The 17,188-nt window shown below is 40.3% G+C and carries 16 protein-coding genes; 8 read left to right on the top strand and 8 right to left on the bottom strand.

Annotated features, from left to right (window positions below):
- Positions 1-6: 6 nt before the first annotated feature.
- From adeK to EGT34_RS07305, 7 genes are all read right to left on the bottom strand, one after another.
- Positions 7-1,461 (bottom strand): multidrug efflux RND transporter outer membrane channel subunit AdeK, encoded by a 1,455-nt coding sequence (gene adeK, locus EGT34_RS07335; protein ID WP_001174793.1) that lies wholly within the window; start codon positions 1,459-1,461, stop codon positions 7-9.
- On the bottom strand, positions 1,461-4,637 hold the full coding sequence (gene adeJ / locus EGT34_RS07330) for a multidrug efflux RND transporter permease subunit AdeJ (protein WP_000046678.1): 3,177 nt from the start codon (positions 4,635-4,637) through the stop codon (positions 1,461-1,463). The genes adeK and adeJ overlap by 1 nt, the downstream gene beginning before the upstream one ends.
- 12 nt (positions 4,638-4,649) lie before the next feature.
- Positions 4,650-5,900, bottom strand: coding sequence for a multidrug efflux RND transporter periplasmic adaptor subunit AdeI (adeI, locus tag EGT34_RS07325; RefSeq protein ID WP_000986589.1), 1,251 nt, complete (start codon positions 5,898-5,900; stop codon positions 4,650-4,652).
- A 24-nt stretch (positions 5,901-5,924) separates the two neighbouring features.
- Positions 5,925-6,551 (bottom strand): phosphatase PAP2 family protein, encoded by a 627-nt coding sequence (locus EGT34_RS07320; RefSeq protein WP_002080265.1) that lies wholly within the window; start codon positions 6,549-6,551, stop codon positions 5,925-5,927.
- 184 nt (positions 6,552-6,735) lie between these two features.
- Positions 6,736-8,796, bottom strand: coding sequence for a site-specific recombinase (locus EGT34_RS07315; RefSeq protein WP_024437367.1), 2,061 nt, complete (start codon positions 8,794-8,796; stop codon positions 6,736-6,738).
- Between the two features lie 14 nt (positions 8,797-8,810).
- Positions 8,811-9,788: an All-trans-nonaprenyl-diphosphate synthase gene (gene sdsA / locus EGT34_RS07310; RefSeq protein WP_000234081.1), complete on the bottom strand. Its 978-nt coding sequence runs from the start codon at positions 9,786-9,788 to the stop codon at positions 8,811-8,813.
- Between the two features lie 47 nt (positions 9,789-9,835).
- Entirely contained in the window at positions 9,836-10,135 is a 300-nt protein-coding gene (locus EGT34_RS07305) for a hypothetical protein (RefSeq protein ID WP_000667116.1), read from the bottom strand.
- A gap of 96 nt (positions 10,136-10,231) precedes the next feature.
- Here EGT34_RS07305 and rplU point away from each other — a divergent pair, with 96 nt between their 5' ends.
- From rplU to EGT34_RS07270, 7 genes are all read left to right on the top strand, one after another.
- A complete protein-coding gene (gene rplU, locus EGT34_RS07300) occupies positions 10,232-10,543 on the top strand; it encodes a 50S ribosomal protein L21 (RefSeq protein ID WP_000271409.1) in 312 nt (103 codons plus the stop codon).
- Between the two features lie 18 nt (positions 10,544-10,561).
- A complete protein-coding gene (gene rpmA, locus EGT34_RS07295) occupies positions 10,562-10,819 on the top strand; it encodes a 50S ribosomal protein L27 (protein ID WP_000201632.1) in 258 nt (85 codons plus the stop codon).
- A 240-nt stretch (positions 10,820-11,059) separates the two neighbouring features.
- The gene (gene lolA / locus EGT34_RS07290) at positions 11,060-11,755 is read left to right on the top strand and encodes an outer membrane lipoprotein chaperone LolA (protein ID WP_001056757.1); all 696 of its coding nucleotides are present in this window, start codon (positions 11,060-11,062) and stop codon (positions 11,753-11,755) included.
- 127 nt (positions 11,756-11,882) lie between these two features.
- The gene (locus EGT34_RS07285) at positions 11,883-12,671 is read left to right on the top strand and encodes an RsiV family protein (protein ID WP_001177773.1); all 789 of its coding nucleotides are present in this window, start codon (positions 11,883-11,885) and stop codon (positions 12,669-12,671) included.
- A gap of 118 nt (positions 12,672-12,789) precedes the next feature.
- Positions 12,790-14,061, top strand: coding sequence for a serine--tRNA ligase (gene serS, locus EGT34_RS07280; RefSeq protein WP_000566834.1), 1,272 nt, complete (start codon positions 12,790-12,792; stop codon positions 14,059-14,061).
- Positions 14,062-14,128: 67 nt separating this feature from the next.
- Positions 14,129-15,502, top strand: a complete 1,374-nt coding sequence (cysG, locus tag EGT34_RS07275) for a siroheme synthase CysG (protein ID WP_000350919.1) — start codon at positions 14,129-14,131, stop codon at positions 15,500-15,502.
- A 76-nt stretch (positions 15,503-15,578) separates the two neighbouring features.
- Positions 15,579-16,052 (top strand): tRNA (cytidine(34)-2'-O)-methyltransferase, encoded by a 474-nt coding sequence (locus tag EGT34_RS07270; protein ID WP_000582207.1) that lies wholly within the window; start codon positions 15,579-15,581, stop codon positions 16,050-16,052.
- 49 nt (positions 16,053-16,101) lie between these two features.
- Here the strand turns inward: EGT34_RS07270 and EGT34_RS07265 are convergent, their stop codons facing one another.
- Positions 16,102-16,482: a winged helix-turn-helix transcriptional regulator gene (locus tag EGT34_RS07265; protein WP_001001259.1), complete on the bottom strand. Its 381-nt coding sequence runs from the start codon at positions 16,480-16,482 to the stop codon at positions 16,102-16,104.
- Positions 16,483-16,598: 116 nt separating this feature from the next.
- On the opposite strand from EGT34_RS07265, the gene EGT34_RS07260 reads away from it, so the two are divergent.
- Entirely contained in the window at positions 16,599-17,159 is a 561-nt protein-coding gene (locus tag EGT34_RS07260; protein ID WP_000071880.1) for a flavodoxin family protein, read from the top strand.
- Positions 17,160-17,188 lie beyond the last annotated feature (29 nt).

The following is a 17,188-nucleotide window of genomic DNA, read 5'->3' as shown; positions in this document are numbered from 1 at the left end:
TAAAACTTATTGCTTTTTAAGTTCAGCACTAGATGGTTGATGTACCACTGTATCTGAAGTATTTGCTTTTAAACCGCCACCTAGAGTTTTGTATAACTCGATTTGGTTGTTTAAGTTTGCTTGTTGAAGCAATAACAAACCTTGCTCAGCTGCATATGAAGAACGCTGCGCATCAAGAACTGTCAAGTAACTATCAATACCGGCACGGAAGCGGGCATTTGAAAGTGTGTAGTTGCGGTTAGTTGCTTCTACTAGACGTTGCTGAGCGGTTAAACGCTCGCCAATATTGGCACGAGTTGCAAGCGCGTCATTAACTTCACGGAACGCAGACTGAACTGATTTTTCATAATCAGACAATGCAATTTTCTGATCAGTTTCAGAAATTTTTACATTGGCACGGCGTGTACCCCAGTCAAAGATTGGTAAATCTAAGCTTGGACCAACTGACCATACAAAACCACCAGACTTAAATAGATCACTTAAGTCAGTTGATGCATAACCAGCCGAACCCGTTAAGCTAATGGTTGGGAATAAACGTGCTTTTGCAGCACCAATATTCGCACCCGCAGCGCTTAAGTTGTATTCAGCAGCTTTTACATCCGGACGGTTATTTAACAAGTCACTTGGTAAACCGGCAGTAAACACATTTTGTTGAGCAATGCGTTTTACAGGTTGTGTAGGTAACAAGTTTTGTGGAACAGGTTGGCCTACAAGCAAGTTCAACAAGTTTTGTGCTTGAGCAATTTGAGTTTTGTAGTTCGCTACATCATTACGCGCAGTTTCTACAGAAATCTGTGCTTGACGTAATGGAACTTCACTGTCGATACCTACATCAAAACGTTTTTTGTTGAGATTGTAAGAATCTAACTGTGCTTTAAGCGTTTGCTCTGCCAGTCTTAAGTTTGCTGTTGCAAACGAATAATTTAACCATGCTTGAGCAACTTGGCTAATCAGACTGATTTGAGTCGAATCACGAGCACTTTGTGTTGCAAGATAACTATCTAAAGCAGCATCTTTGAGGCTACGAACACGACCCCAGAAATCTAGCTCATAAGCAGTTACACCCAAACCTACTTGATAAGTAGAGTAGGGGTTATTCGGATCACGGCTTTGAGAAACCTGACGAATTGCACTACCACTTGCTCCGATTGTTGGAAGCTGGTTGTTCTGTGTAATCTGATATTGCTGTTGAGCACGTTCAATATTGAGCGTTGCTGTACGTAAGTCACGGTTATTGGCAAGAGCCAAATCAATCACTTCAAGCAAACGCGGGTCAGCAAAGAACTGTTTATAACCCTGTTCAGCAATAGACGTACCAGAAGCGCTGTTATATGCATAGCTTTGTGGTATATCGGTTTTCACGACTGGTTCTGGGCCGCGCATGCTTTGACAAGCTGCCAAAGCAAGCGCAAGTGCAGATACCGCAATGCTACGACCTGAAATAGACCATACTTTTTGCATCACGATTTATGCTCCTGAGTGTTTATGGTTTTTGGTTTGTACTTAAAGATACTACGAATCCACACATAGAATACAGGGATAAAGAAGATACCTAAGAACGTCGCGCTGAGTACGCCACCAAGTACACCAAAGCCTACAGAATGCTGACTTCCTGCACCGGCACCTGTTGAAAGTGCAAGTGGAAGTACACCGAAACCGAAGGCTAGGGTGGTCATGATAATTGGACGTAAACGCATTTTTGCAGCATGTAAGGTTGCATCAAGTAGATCTTCACCTTTTTCCTGCAATTCTTTTGCGAATTCAACAATCAAGATCGCATTTTTTGCAGAAAGACCGATCACCGCAATAATCGCTACCTGGAAGTAAATGTTATTTGAGAGATTTGGATCTCCTTTAATAATCATGCCCAAGTAGGTCAATACGATTGCACCAATGACACCAAGTGGTACCACAAGTAAAACCGAGAACGGAATTGACCAGCTTTCATATAGTGCAGCCAAGCAAAGGAATACGATTAACAATGAAAGTGCGTATAAGAACGGCGCTTGAGCACCAGACTCACGTTCTTCAAGTGATAAGCCTGTCCATTCATAGTCGAAACCTTGTAAGCCCATAGATGGTAACTTACCAATAATTTCCTCCATTGCTTTCATGGCATCACCAGAGCTCACGCCAGGTGCAGGTGTACCTTGAATGTTAACCGATGACACGCCGTTATAACGTTCGAGACGTGGAGAACCATACGTCCATTCGCCTGTAGCAAATGCCGAGAATGGAACCATCTCACCTTTGTTATTACGTACATACCATTTGTTTAAGTCTTCAGGCATCATACGGCTGCCCGCATCACCTTGAACATAAACTTTTTTCACACGACCACGGTCAACGAAATCGTTAATGTATGAGCCACCCCATGCAATACGCATTGTATTGTTGATTTCGGCAATACTAACGCCCATAGCACCAGCTTGAGCCTGATCTACATTAATTTGATACTGAGGAGTATCTTCCTGACCATTTGGACGCACACCTACAAGACGTTTATCTTGTGATGCCAAACCTAAAATCGTGTTACGAGCTGCAATCAGTTTCTCATGGCCTTGACCACTTGAATCTTTAAGCTGCAAGTTAAATCCGGCAGTTACACCAAGTTCAGGCATTGCTGGAAGCTGTAACGGCATAACGTATGATGCATCTTTAATGATCATATTTAATGCCATACCACGCTGAATCAATGAACCAATTTGAGTTTCTGGTGTCGTACGTTTGCTCCAGTCTTTCAACTTAACGAAGCCAATACCCGCGTTTTGACCAACACCTGTGAATGAGAAACCAGAAACAGTGAAAATAGATTCCACGGTATCTTTTTCATTCATAAAGAAGTTAGTCATGGTATCAATCACTTTACCGGTACGGTCAAGCGTTGCATTTGGTGGTAATTGTACAAGTGTCATGACCACACCCTGATCTTCTTCTGGTAAGAATGAAGACGGGAGTTTTTGAAACAAGAAGACTAAAAGGGCAACTACAACAGCATAGAGCACGCCAGAGAAGATTTTGCCTTTAAGCATGCGGCTAACACCATTTTGGTAGCTATGCGACATGCGGTCAAAACCATTGTTAAAGCTTCTAAAGAAACGCGCAAAGATATTATTGCTTGGTTCTTTATTAGGATCATGCTGTTTCAATATAGTTGCACAAAGTGCCGGTGTGAACGTCAACGCTACAATTAACGACAGAACCATTGCAGTTACAAGGGTAATCGAGAACTGGCGGTAAATTACACCTGTTGTACCACCAAAGAAAGCCATTGGTACGAATACCGCTGTCAATACGCTGGTAATACCTACTAACGCACCAGAAATCTGCTGCATTGAGCGAGAAGTGGCCGTAACCGGATCGGTATGGTCTTCACTCATCACACGTTCAACGTTTTCGACTACAACAATGGCGTCGTCGACCAGAAGACCGATTGCCAATACCATAGCGAACATGGTTAAGGTGTTAATTGAGAAGCCAAAGATATTAATGACCGCAAATGTACCTAATACAACTACTGGAACTGCAAGCGTTGGAATAATCGTTGCACGCCAGTTTTGTAAGAATAGGAACATGACAATGAATACCAAAATCACGGCTTCAATTAATGTGTGTACTACACTTTCAATTGAAAGACGGATAAATGGAGTCGTGTCATAAGCCAGTTTATCTGCAAGACCTGTTGGATAGTTCTTACGTAGTTCAGATAAACGTTGTTCAACTGCTTCGGCTGTGTCGAGTGCGTTAGCACCTGTTGCAATTTTAATTGCAAGACCAGCTGCCGGTTTACCGTTAAACTTCGAGTCGAATTGATAGTTATCCGAACCTAATTCTACGCGAGCAACATCTTTTAATCGAACCTCAGCACCTGATGCTGTGTTCTTTAAGAAGATATTTTTAAACTGTTCAGGAGTCTGCAATAAGCTTTGTGCATTTACTGTTGCGTTAAGAACTTGACCTTGTACAGCCGGAGCACCACCTAACTGACCTACAGCAACTTGCGAGTTCTGCGCTTGTAAGGCAGTTGCAATATCACTAGGAGTAAGTTGATAGCTTGTTAATTTAGCTGGATCAAGCCAGATACGCATTGCGTATGAGCCACCGAAGACCTGTACCTCACCAACACCGGCAACACGGCTAAGCGGTTCTTTAATTGACGAGTTTACGTAGTCTTTAATGTCAGAGTCTGACAGGTTGTTATCTGGTGAATAGAATGCAATAACTTGCAAGAAGCTCGCACCAGATTTAGTAACTGTTACACCTTGACGTTGTACATCTTCAGGTAAAAGCGCAGTTGCAGATTGCAATTTGTTTTGAACTTGAACCTGTGCAATATCAGGGTCAACACCTTGTTCAAAGTTTAATTGAATAGATGCCTGACCATTACCAGCACTGTTAGATGAAATATAACGTAAGCCATCAAGACCATTCATTTGTTGTTCAATGATCTGGGTTACAGTATTTTCAACTGTTTCAGCCGATGCACCAGGATAAGTCGCAGCAATCGTTACGGTTGGTGGTGCAATCGTTGGATATTGTGCAATAGGCATTTTTGTTAGCGTAAGAATACCGGCCAACATAATGACTAATGCAATCACCCACGCAAATATGGGGCGATGAATAAAAAATTGTGCCATTCAATCTACCCCTTATGCATTTGAAGCTGCTTTCTGTTCTGCTTGAGGTTTACCTGATTGAGCCGGTTTCGCAGCATTTGGTGCTGCACCTTGAGAGTTTGCTGGTTGAGCTTGATAAGGTTTTGCTGATACTTCTTGCCCTTCTTTAACTTTGGCAACACCATCAACAATGACTTTATCGCCGGCTTTTAAGCCGTTAGTCACAATCCAGTTTTGTCCTTGAACACCAGAGGTTTCAACAGGACGACTCTCAACAACCCCTTTAGCATTAACAAGCATCGCTACAGCTTGTCCTGTAGGTAAACGAGTAATGGCAGCTTGAGGAATCAGGTAAGCATTTGGAACAACGCCCTGAACAATTTGCGCAGTGGTATACATACCCGGAAGCAATAAATGATTCGGGTTAGAGAATACGGCACGTAATGTAATTGTTCCTGTATCTTGGTTTACAGAAGCGTCAGAGAAAGCAAGTTGCCCTTCGATTGGATAGGTAGAACCATCTTCAAGCTTTAATTTTACTTTCGTGTTGTTACTGTTATTTAAACTGCCTTTACTTAGTTGTTGACGTAAACGCAATAACTCAGCACTAGACTGATTAATATCAACATAGATAGGATCTAACTGTTGAATCGTTACCAACGGGTCAGTCTGGTTTGCAGTAACCAAAGCACCAGCCGTTACTGAAGAACGACCAGATTGGCCAGAAATAGGAGAGCGAATTGTAGAATAACCAAGATCTACATTTGCATTTGTTACTTGAGCCTTAGCTGCTGCAACTTGTGCTTCTGCAACATTGACTTGACCAAGTAAGTCATCATATTCCTGTTTAGACACAGCATTACTAGAAACAAGTTGTTTATAACGATTTAACTTGGTACGTAGTGAAGCTAGATTTGCCTGTTGTTGTAGGAGTGATGCTTTTGCATTTTCTAACGTTGCACGGTTCGTTCTAGAGTCGAGCTCATAAAGCGCCTGACCTTCACGAACATAGCTTCCTTCAGCAAATAAGCGTTTTAAAATCACGCCACTTGTCTGAGGACGAACTTCAGAAATTTGATATGCTGAAGTACGGCCTGAAAGCTCAACGCTTTGTTCAACACTTTGTGGTTGAGCAACAATAACACCTACTTCTGCAGGCGGCATTTTCTGAGCAGCAGCAGCTTGCTGTTTCTCATCGGAGCCTTTGCTACAACCAACAAGCGCGATACTTGTTGCTAATGCGCAAGCAGTAAGGGCTGGTGCCCAAAGCTTAGCCGACATCATTGTTCCACCTCGTTTAGATAAAATCTAAAAATATATTTGTTTTCTACTTAACCTACTTTGTGTTTGTAATAACCAGAGCCAAAGCAGTGCAATCCAAATAAAACCAATGCCCCAACCAGCGAGTACGTCTGTTGGGAAATGAACTCCTGCATATATTCTTGAAAGCCCCATACACACAAACCAAAGACAGGAGATCAAAACAATATAAGGAGAGTTAATGTTGTGCTTATGGCATAACATAATCATTGCCAGACAAGCCAGTGTTGATGCATAAACACTATGTGCACTTGGGAACGATGCACCGTAACTTTCAACAATATGATATGCCTCAGGAGGTCTAGGCCGGTTAACACACCACTTGAGCAGCCAACCCATGGTGATACTGCCAATAACTCCCAAGCTAATGAAAATAACAGCAATATATTTTTTATACCATGCTAAATATATACATACTAGAAAGGATAAAAAACATACAAAAGGCATGCCGCCTACGCGTGCAAGAAAGGTGGTTATAGTATTAAGATAATCTAAACGATGGTGACTCAATGTTTGAACGGTGAGCAAGTCCAAAGATTGAAGACTTGGTACAAAAAGACCAAGAACACCTAATCCTAAAAAAACGCAACCAATACAAAGCAATAGATAGGGCATAAACACACCTTTGCTTATTCATATAGTTTTTCACTATTGAACGCCGTTGAAAGTGTACTTGCCAGTACACTTTTTTTCAAGCCTGATAGATCATCGTAAATTCATTTTGAAATTTTTTTAACATTTGGAAAAACAATCACAACAAAATTGACGGATATCACATTTTGTGTACAAAGCAAAACATTTAGTGTTCTGCTTTTTTTCCACTATTGGCTTGGGCATTTTCTTCTAATTCTAGAGGCTGTTTCGGTGGCCAGAAGAAGTCACTTGGTCGGGTAAGAAAATGGGTCATGACCAGTTTGGCTAATGGCTTCCATTGTTCAAAGCGAACTCGACGTGCACGTAATGCCACAATAATAGTGAGTGTGAAACTCACAAATAAGTTGGTGAGACCAATACAGAGTACACCTAAAAATGAAACTATAATCAAGCCAATATCAGGACTACCATTAATAGTCATTAAACCTTGAATGAAGTTCGCTGACGCAAAGGCAATGTGACGAATATCTAGAGGTAGGCCCAAAATAAAGCCAATTGTTCCCATACTTCCTAACATTACGCCAAATAGGAAATTACCTGCGAGCGCCCCTAAATTACGTTCAATATATTCTGCAAAACGGTTCAGGCGTTCTTGTCCAAATAAGTTTCTTAAACGTCGATGTGCTTTTAAACGGGGTCCTACTTTTCTATAAACTGCCATGTTGTCGAAGTAGCCCGCAATTAGGCCAGATAAAAACAAACACACCCCAGCAATCGCTGCATGCGGAACGGCTAATGAGGTAAAAGGGTTTAGGCTATGTAATAGATAAGTTGCCTTGGTATGAGTTAATAAAGGCTCATCAAGATAGAACTGCCAAGCAAAGGTAATAAGAGCAGCACTAGGAATTGCAATCGAGATATTACCCAAAATAGCAATAAACTGAGTTCGAATAATATTGATAATAAGTGCGGCTAATTCTGCAATTTGTGCAGTTTTAGAGCCTTTACGTTGCTGAACTGTGGCTGCAAGTGCGGCAGCTGTCATTGCGGGTTGTTTTGTTGCAACAGTAAAGTGCAATACATGAATCAGAATAAAGCCAAGTGAATAGTTCATACTGAACGTAAAGGCTTGCATGAGCGGAGCCATAGTCATACGTGCAGCAAGAATTTTTAATGAGGCCATACAGGCAATAATCACACCTGCACCAGCAGCGGCTTTATACATGCCCCAAAAGCCTTTGGTGTCTGTACTTACATAGTGTTCGCCAGTACGGCTGGCATTCTCCGTGACTTGAAAGGCGATAAGCTCACTGGTCGTGCTGAGTAACGAGCGGACACTTTTTTCACTATAATGTGCTTTAGTTAAGTCTGAAATTAAGTTTCCTAAAGAAACGTAACGTCCCTCGCTATCGTCTACAACTAGATAGAGTAATAATTCAATCCGATCTAAACACTGTTCAAGTAAAGACAAAAGATAGGTCAAACTTAAACTTACACCGATTCTTTTGGTCGCTCGGCGTATTTTTAAAACGACGTCTCGACACTGCTCTAGCATTACAAATGCTTGAGAGGCATCAGGAGGTGGAAGCACAGCAATGTCGTTGCTGGAAATATCCTGTTTTTTGTACTTCTCTATAAACTCAATAATTTCACGGTTTTGTACCAAAAATGGCGATTCATATTCGGTTAATTCAGGTTGAGCATTAATAAATTCAGGATAAAGACCGATACCACTAATACGGTAAGATAAGACAGTAATTGCCTTAATCATTTCTCGCTGAATGGCATGCTTTTCATCGACATTACTGTTACTTTGCCCAATAAACCCGAACAAAGTTGCCCAATCCTTGTCATCGACATTGTTTAACCAGATTGAATCACTTTCTAAATAGAAAATTTTTCCAATCAGAATTTTTAGCTGGCTTGCATCTTCAATAAGGGGCAGAAAATGGCCGCCAAGTCTTTGCCCAAGCTGGTTCCAGAAACCATCTAAAGACAAAATACCGCTATCTGCATATAAGCTGACTTGCTTATATTGATTAATGAGGCGTAATAAAAAGGTTTGTAAAAGGGCTGGAGCGGTAGGAGTAAGTAATAGGCTATCAATAAAGGCTTGTATTTTTTGCTCTATTTCATCCGTATCTTGGGGATCGGATGGCCGTAAAGCATTGACTAGGTCAATGAGAATATTTTCGTCAATAACAGCTTGAGGGTTTTCAAGCTGTTTCTGGATTTTAAAAAAATGTTCTGAAAAATTTATATGCATAGGCAAAATAATATCTACTGTATTCGATGTAATGCAAGCCGAGTTAAATTAATCAACGCTTGACGATAAGGTGTATCAGGCAAGATTGATAAGGCTTGCAGTGCTGCTTCTGTTTCTTCTTGGGCACGGCGCTGGCAATAGTCTAAAGCACCAGACTTTTGCACAATTTCAATCACTTTAGGTAATTGGTCAACACCACCAGTCGCAATACTGCGTCTGATAATGGCATGCTCTTCACCGGTTGAATGTGCTAATGCTGAAATTAACGGTAAAGTCGGTTTACCTTCCATTAAATCATCACCAATATTTTTACCTAATGTTTCAGCATCTGAAGTGTAGTCTAAAATATCGTCAATAATCTGGAATGCATTTCCGAAATGACCTGCAAATAATCTTAAAGGTTCGCGGTAAGCTTCTTGTCCTGCCAAAATAGCCGCACCTTCGGTTGCAAGTTCAAATAAACGAGAAGTTTTCCCGTGAATAATTTTTAAATATGTTTCTTCGGTTGTATCCGGTTGATGCTGAGATTGGAGCTGTAATACCTCACCTTCAGCAATTTCACATGTACCTGTTGAGAAGTCTTTTAATAAGGTCATGTTGTTTAAATCAACCAAAAGGTCAAAAGCGCGGGCAATAAGGAAGTCACCAACCAATACGGCAGTTTGATTGTTCCATGTTGCATTTGCAGTAGGGCGACCACGGCGAAGTCCAGATTCATCAACTACATCATCATGCACTAAAGTTGCGGTATGAAGCATTTCAATGATAGCTGCCAGACGCTGTGCATTTTGCATATTGTCGAGGCCGCAAGCGCGTGCTGCAAGTAAACACATGATTGGGCGCATACGTTTGCCGCCAGCTTCAACTACATGTTTACTCACTGACATGACCAAGCCGACTTTTGAGCTAATTCCTTCATTAATCAAGTGATCCATCGCAGCAAAGTCTGTAGCAACAGGAGCGAGAATGTCTTGCTTAAAATCGATGACCATATGAAGAAAAACCCCGTATTGGTAGATAAGTGGCGTTAGTGTATCAATTAAAAGTGCATTAAACAGGGAAACAAGCAATTGATATTAATCATTTGTATGTTCATGAAGAGTTTTTTGTTCTTTATTTCGGCAAAACCATGTGTTTCCGACAAAACAATAAATTTTAATAACGTCAACATGAATACAGCTTGTTCTTGTTGCAAGTTGTGTTTGGAACTGTATTTTAAATTCCATTCAGAATCAATGAAAAGTACTAAAATCAAATTGAAGCTATTTTTATTATGTAAGAATGATGGCTTCTGTTGCTTAGTTAAAGATAAAGCACTTGTCGTTTGATCAAATTTCACTTAAAATCTGTCGCCTTGTATAACCCCAGTGGCGTTCGTTTTAAGATCGATATATCCCTTTATCGGCACGACGACACGGGCTGATTGGAGTACGTTATGTACGCAGTAATCCAAAGCGGTGGTAAACAGCACCGTGTAGTTGAGGGTGAAACCCTTAAAGTTGAATTATTGAAGGCTGAATCTGGCGCAACTATTACATTTGATGATGTATTAATGGTTGTAAACGGTGACAACATTCAAATCGGTGCTCCAGTTGTAGCTGGCGCTAAAGTAACTGCAGAAGTGATTGGTCATGGTCGTCACGACAAAATCCGCATCATCAAAATGCGTCGTCGTAAACACTACCGTAAACAACAAGGTCACCGTCAATGGTTCACTGAGTTGAAAATTACTGGTATTTCAGGCTAATCACGAGGAGTAAGAGACATGGCAACTAAAAAAGCCGGTGGATCGACGAAGAACGGTCGTGATTCAAACCCAAAAATGTTAGGTGTTAAAGTTTACGGTGGTCAAACTGTAACTGCTGGTAACATCATCGTTCGTCAACGTGGTACTGAATTCCACGCTGGTGCAAATGTTGGTATGGGCCGTGACCATACTTTATTTGCTACTGCTGACGGCGTAGTAAAATTCGAAGTGAAAGGTCAATTTGGCCGTCGCTACGTAAAAGTTGAAACTGTTTAAGTTTTAGCTTAAGAAAAAGCCCACATTTTGTGGGCTTTTTTTATGGAAATACATCAATATCGTCTTCATGATGATGAATGAAATTCTACAAACAACATGAATAACATAACAAAATATCTTATTTTCTCAATGATTAGCACAAAGTTTGTCGGTTAATATAAGTCTTGAATGAAGAGCTTGTTTAGCTGGATTAATTGAAAGGCTAGCAAGTTATCTTACAGCAACTAAAAAGGTGATGACATGAATATGCTTCGTAAAACCATGTGTGCTATTACACTCAGCGCCTCAGTGCTTGCTCCTGTAATGAGTACTACAGCGTTCGCTGCACCCGTAGCAGCACCGGAGCAACAGGCAATTGGGAACCTGGTAAATCAGTTATCAGGCTTACAGCGTTTGACTGCCGATTTTGAACAAACAACGAAAGCGAATACAAAAACTGTAGCACAGAAAAAAGGCTTAAGTGCTCAGCATATGAACCAGACATTTAAAGGTTCAATGAAAGTTGAACGTCCGGGGAAATTTTATTGGGAAACTGTAAGTCCCTCTAAGCAAACTATTGTAACAAGTGGAAAAACAGTCTGGATTTATGACCCTGATCTACAACAGGCTGTGCGCCAAAGCCTAGATGATCAGGTCGCTGATACACCTGCTTTATTACTCTCTGGTAATACTAACCAAATCATGAAGTCTTACCGGGTAACTCAGCCAGATAAATCTAAGTTATATTTCACTTTATTCCCTAAAAAAGAAGATGGAGCTTTCCAAAGCTTAACGATTAGTTTTGGTGCCAACAAAGCACCTACACTCATGGTATTACAAGATTCTTTAGGTCAAACGACTTATGTTCGTTTCAAGAATGTTAAAGTAAATGCCTCAATTCCGGCTTCAACCTTCAATTTTACGCCTCCGAAAGGTACCGATATTATTGATCAATAAGTCTGATTATTTAGAAAGCCATCTTTACGATGGCTTTCTTTTTATATATCAAGCCTAGATACATTTTTTAACCCCGTCTTAAACTTACGCTTTGTATAGTGGTAGGAGTGAGTTTACGGGGATTAACATGCAACTTTACGATAAAAAAACTATTTTCATTCTTCCAATGTTAGCTGCCATGGTTGCGGTGAGCGGTTGTCAGCCAAAATCTACGGCTAAAGATGAACAACCGGCTTCTAGTGCTTCAGTAAAAGAGCAAAAGCAAGCTGAAGTCCCTGTTATTCAAGCAAAAGTTGTTCCTGTAAAGCTGCCAAAACCTAAAGTTTGTCTTGAAGACGGCTGCACTGAATATGATTTTCAGACCGTACAAACCAATCAAAAATGGATTAATGATTATTTTACGAACCGTATAAAAAAAGCAGACCCGAATGCTTTTGCAAATTTGGCTGATAAACCTGTTGAGGTACCGGAAGGGGAGCCGAGCTCAAGTCAGAGTGCCATCTATGTCCGTTATTTAGGGCAAAATTATAACCTTGCAACCTTTGCATTCCAGACATATTCATACTCTGCGGGGGCAGCACATGGTATGTCACATCAAGAGTTTGTAAATTTTGACTTGCTAAATAAAAAGCACATTACCGTTGAAGAACTTATTAAGCCAGATGTTGAAAAACAGTTGGTTGATGCACTTTTTGATGCAAATACTAATTGGCTTCAAGAGCACAATATTAGCCGCGAAAAACTGCAATTAAGTGATAATTTCTACTATGGTGCAAATGGGATTGTTTTTGTCTATCCAATTTATGAATTAGCTTCTTATGCAGAAGGTATGTCTGAATTAACCTTGCCATATTTTGAAGCAGCTAAATATATTAAACCTGAGTATTTACCGAGTGTACCGAACTATAACTTATAAAATATAAGATCTATTCTAAGAATTGTGTGAAAGCTATTCGTTATGAAGATGATCACTATATTTTTTAGTGTTAAGGGCTTACACTATAGCCAGTTTTTTACCCATATTATGATTGATTATGATCGACCCTAAGTTACTCAGAAATAATATTGAAGTCGTTAATGCAGCTTTGGCAAAACGTGGTGTTCAGTTAGATGTTCAAGAATGGGCATCTTTAGAGACTCGTCGTAAAGACTTGCAATCAAAAACTGAAAAGTTACAGGCAGAGCGAAATGCCGGTGCTAAACAAGTGGGTCAGATTAAAAAATCCGGTGGTGATGCTTCTGAAATCATGGCACGTATGCAAGCCATTGGTGATGAAATTAAAGCTGCCGAAGTTGCTTTATCAGAGCTACAAAACGAGATTGAGCAAAAAGCGCTTAGCATTCCTAACTTGCCGGACGAATCTGTACCAGCTGGTAAAGATGAAAATGATAACGTTGAAATCTCAAAATGGGGTACACCTCGTCAGTTCGATTTTGAAATCAAAGATCATACTGATTTAGGTGAGTGGATGGGCGGACTAGAGTTTGAAACTGCCACTAAACTCACAGGCTCACGTTTTAGTGTGTTGAAGGGACCTTTAGCTCGTCTACAACGTGCTTTAACTCAGTTCATGCTCGATACCCATACTTTAAAGAATGGTTATACCGAAGCTTATGTGCCTTATTTGGTAAATGCTGATTCATTACGTGGGACAGGTCAGTTACCAAAATTTGAAGAAGATCTATTTAAACTTCAAGGTGAAAAAGAATACTACCTCATCCCTACAGCAGAAGTTCCAGTCACTAACTTTGTCCGTGATGAAATTATTGATGCAGACCGTTTACCATTAAAATATGCGGCTCATACACCATGTTTCCGTAGTGAAGCGGGTTCTTATGGTCGTGACACACGTGGTTTAATTCGTCAGCACCAATTTGACAAAGTTGAAATGGTGCAAATCGTTAAGCCTGAAACATCTATGCAGGCACTTGAAGAGCTTACTGCACATGCTGAGGGCATTTTACAGGCGCTTGGTTTGCCTTACCGCAAAATTTTGCTCTGTGGTGGTGATATGGGCTTCGGTGCGACTAAAACTTATGATTTAGAAGTTTGGGTTCCAAGTCAAAATACTTACCGTGAAATTTCAAGCTGCTCTAATATGGGTGATTTCCAGGCACGTCGTATGAAAGCACGCTACCGTATGGATCAGAAGAAGACCGAATTGGTGCACACTCTAAATGGTTCAGGCCTTGCTGTAGGGCGTACTTTACTTGCAGTAATGGAAAACTACCAACGCGAAGACGGTTCAATTGAGATTCCAGAAGTATTACGCCCATATATGGGTGGTGCAACGTTTATTGATTAAGCTTTGCATCTAAATTGTGCACGGTTTTTGCTTAAACATAGTCAGATGATTGATGTAGAGGTTTAAGGTGGATATTTTTCCAATCTCTTTGAAGTTGCAACAGCAACGTTGTCTGATTGTGGGCGGAGGGCATATTGCTTTACGCAAGGCAACCTTATTGGCTAAGGCAGGAGCAATAATTGATGTTGTTGCTCCTGCAATTGAAGATCAGCTTCTGCAATTAATTACAACAACAGGCGGCGAGCCGTTTATTGAAGCTTTTGCTGAAAAATTTTTAAGTACACCCTATCGTTTAGTTATTGCAGCGACCAATAATGCAGAAGTAAATAAAACAGTTTTTGAGCAGTGTGAAGCGCGTAATTTACTTGTAAATAGCGTCGATGATATTCCACATTGTCGTTTTATGGTGCCTGCGATTATTGATCGATCTCCATTAATTGTTTCTGTGGCTTCAAATGGAACATCTCCTGTTCTATCTCGTCAAATCCGTACGCAGTTAGAAACCTCTATTCCACATGGCATGGGCAAGTTAGCTGAGTTTTCAGGAAAATGGCGCAATCAGGTTAAAGAAAAAATTTCTAATCCAGATGAGCGCCGTATATTTTGGGAAAACTTGTATGCAAGCCCCTTAAAAGAACAAGTTTTTAATGACAATCTAGATGTTGCCGATAGCATGCTTGAACAAGCACTGCAGGAGTGGAAAGCACCTAAAGGCGAGGTTTATTTGGTGGGTGCAGGTCCAGGTGATCCTGAACTCATTACTTTAAAAGCTTTACGTTTAATGCAGCAAGCTGATGTGGTCATTTATGACCGTCTTGTTTCTGCACCTATTTTAGAATTGTGCCGTCGAGACGCAACAAAAATATATGTTGGTAAAGCGCGTTCTAACCATAGTGTTCCTCAAGAAGGTATTAATGCATTATTGGTTGACTACGCGAAAAAAGGTAAACGTGTTTGTCGTTTAAAAGGGGGAGACCCTTTTATTTTTGGCCGTGGTGGCGAAGAGATCCAAGAGTTATTCCAAGCTGGCGTCCCATTTCAAGTTGTTCCCGGTATTACTGCTGCGTCAGGTTGTTCAGCTTATGCAGGTATTCCGCTTACCCATCGTGATTATGCCCAGAGTGTCCGCTTTCTTACAGGCCATCTAAAAGAAGGTTCTCCTGAGTTACCTTGGAACGAACTGGTATACGAAAACCAGACATTAGTACTGTATATGGGGTTGGTGGGATTAGAGCGTATTTGTGAGCAGCTGATTGCGCATGGACAACGTCCAGATATGCCAGTTGCATTAATTTCAAAGGGTACGACACCTGAACAGAAGGTTGTGGTGGGGTCACTTGCTGATATTGCATCTAAAGTGACAGAACATCAAATTCATGCGCCGACACTCACAATTATTGGTGAGGTTGTACGTTTGCGTGAACAGTTACAGTGGAATTAGTAGGCTTATTGATATCTGCAAAAGAGATGTAATTATTGCCTGAGCTAACCAATAAGTAATTTAAGTGAGTAATTAAGTGATTCATGTTGTTCTATACGAGCCTGAGATTCCTGCTAATACAGGTAATATTATTCGTCTATGCGCGAATACAGGCGCTCAATTGCATTTAGTTAAGCCTTTAGGCTTTGAACTTGATGATAAAAAGCTTAAACGTGCAGGGCTTGATTATCATGAATGGGCAAGAATGCAAATTTGGGACAACATAGAGCTTTGTCTTGCGGACTTAAAAGCAAAAGGTGTTGAGCATGTTTTTCCTTTAACTACGAAAGGTTCTGCTACGCCTCATACAGTTGATTTAAATAGACCTGTGGCTTTATTGATGGGGCCAGAAACACGCGGCTTGCCTGAACATGTTCGTCTGATGTTCCCTCAAGAACAATGGATTCGTTTACCAATGGCAGAAAACTCAAGAAGTTTAAACTTATCTAATGCAACTGCCGTAATTGTATATGAAGCATGGCGTCAGCAAGGCTTTAAAAAATTAGGTTAATTTCTTAAGTTCTAAATAAAAATAAGGCCCTTAGTGGCCTTATTTTTATTCAAGCTTGTTCTAGTATCTTTTCGTCATAGATGATTTGGGCTGCTAAAACTTGCTCAATATTAGTTTCAGCCCACTCTTTTAACTGATACGCCATAGCAGCTACATTTTGCCCAAGTGGGGTGAGGGAATAATCGACACGAATAGGGGAAGTATCCTGAATTTTTCGTTCGATAAAACCGTCTCTCTCTAACATTTTTAACTTCTGAGACAAGACTTTAGGTGAAATCCCTTCAATATTTTTTTTAAGTAAGTTGAAGTGCTGAGTTTCATGCTCAAGAATATTTAAGATGAGTAAAACCCATTTGTCTGCAATTTTTTCAAAAAACAGTCGAGCAGGGCAATGTTGTTGAAAAATATTATATTTTAGACATTCATTCATCTAATTTACCCTCTCTTTTCTAAAAAAATAGGATAGTTACCAAATGGTAACTAATTGACACCTAGTATCTAAAATATATCATTAAATGGAATTTAATAAAACATAGGTTTTCTTCCATGTCTAATTCTAATATTGCGGTTGTATATTTCTCGGGTTATGGCCACACTAAAGTAGTGGCTGAAACTTTTGCTAATGAAATTAATGCTCAACTTATCCAGATTAATCAGGAAGGTAATATCACTGACCAAGATTGGGAAACATTGAATAATGCAAAAGGTATTGTGTTTGGTGCGCCGACTTATATGGGTACAGCACCATGGCAATTTAAAAAATTTGCTGATGCAACTTCAAAGGTTTGGTTCACACGTGGTTGGCAAGATAAAGTTTTTGCAGGCTTTACGAATAGTGCAAGTTTAAATGGGGATAAACAAGTTACGCTTATCCAACTGCAAACTTTAGCATCACAGCATGGTGGTATTTGGGTGAGTCTGGGCTTATTGCCAGCGAATACCAAAGATGCAACACGTGAAGATGTAAATAATTTAGGCGGTTCGGTAGGGCTTTTAGTTCAATCGCCTTCGGATGCAAGTGTAGATGAAATTCCAACAGGAGATTTGGAAACAGCTAAAGTTTATGCAAAACGTGTGCAAGCCATTGTAAATAAAATATATGGTTAATGAGTCCATAAAAAAGGCGCTTTTAAGCG

Source organism: Acinetobacter sp. FDAARGOS_558 (assembly GCF_003937785.1).
GTDB lineage: Bacteria > Pseudomonadota > Gammaproteobacteria > Pseudomonadales > Moraxellaceae > Acinetobacter > Acinetobacter baumannii.
This window is presented reverse-complemented; position numbering and strand designations above follow the sequence as displayed.

Bases quoted from the DNA above. Each gene is read 5' to 3' on its own strand.
- EGT34_RS07315 (WP_024437367.1), bottom strand. From the start codon at position 8,796: ATGCATATAAATTTTTCAGAACATTTTTTTAAAATCCAGAAACAGCTT.
- adeJ (WP_000046678.1), bottom strand. From the start codon at position 4,637: ATGGCACAATTTTTTATTCATCGCCCCATATTTGCGTGGGTGATTGCA.
- EGT34_RS07285 (WP_001177773.1), top strand. From the start codon at position 11,883: ATGCAACTTTACGATAAAAAAACTATTTTCATTCTTCCAATGTTAGCT.
- EGT34_RS07265 (WP_001001259.1), bottom strand. From the start codon at position 16,482: ATGAATGAATGTCTAAAATATAATATTTTTCAACAACATTGCCCTGCT.
- EGT34_RS07320 (WP_002080265.1), bottom strand. From the start codon at position 6,551: ATGCCCTATCTATTGCTTTGTATTGGTTGCGTTTTTTTAGGATTAGGT.
- rpmA (WP_000201632.1), top strand. From the start codon at position 10,562: ATGGCAACTAAAAAAGCCGGTGGATCGACGAAGAACGGTCGTGATTCA.
- EGT34_RS07260 (WP_000071880.1), top strand. From the start codon at position 16,599: ATGTCTAATTCTAATATTGCGGTTGTATATTTCTCGGGTTATGGCCAC.
- adeK (WP_001174793.1), bottom strand. From the start codon at position 1,461: ATGCAAAAAGTATGGTCTATTTCAGGTCGTAGCATTGCGGTATCTGCA.
- serS (WP_000566834.1), top strand. From the start codon at position 12,790: ATGATCGACCCTAAGTTACTCAGAAATAATATTGAAGTCGTTAATGCA.
- sdsA (WP_000234081.1), bottom strand. From the start codon at position 9,788: ATGGTCATCGATTTTAAGCAAGACATTCTCGCTCCTGTTGCTACAGAC.
- lolA (WP_001056757.1), top strand. From the start codon at position 11,060: ATGAATATGCTTCGTAAAACCATGTGTGCTATTACACTCAGCGCCTCA.
- rplU (WP_000271409.1), top strand. From the start codon at position 10,232: ATGTACGCAGTAATCCAAAGCGGTGGTAAACAGCACCGTGTAGTTGAG.
- adeI (WP_000986589.1), bottom strand. From the start codon at position 5,900: ATGATGTCGGCTAAGCTTTGGGCACCAGCCCTTACTGCTTGCGCATTA.